General features: G+C 66.5%; 1 pseudogene. It reads left to right on the top strand.

The annotated features are described in order from the left end of the window. Positions 1-278 (top strand): annotated as a pseudogene (locus AC0L3B_RS39395) (DNA-3-methyladenine glycosylase 2 family protein); the annotation flags it as partial.

Here is a 278-nt window from a genome sequence, read left to right as displayed (position 1 = left end):
CAGCAGATCACGGTGGTGGCGGCGATTCGCCTGGCAGGTAAATTGGTGGCGCAATACGGCCAGCCGCTGCAGACACCCCATGCCGCTATTACCCACGTGTTCCCGACGGCTGAAGTGTTGGCGGCAGCAGACCTCGCCACCCTGGGCATGCCGAGGGCACGAGGGCGCACGTTGTCGGGAGTGGCCCAGGCGCTGCTGGATGATCCGCAGCTGTTTGTGCCCCAGGCCAGCTTGAAGGAAAGCGTTGCGCGGTGGGTCGCGCTGCCGGTGCAGGCGCT

This window comes from Bradyrhizobium sp. Kon56, from assembly GCF_055807635.1.
This window is presented reverse-complemented; position numbering and strand designations above follow the sequence as displayed.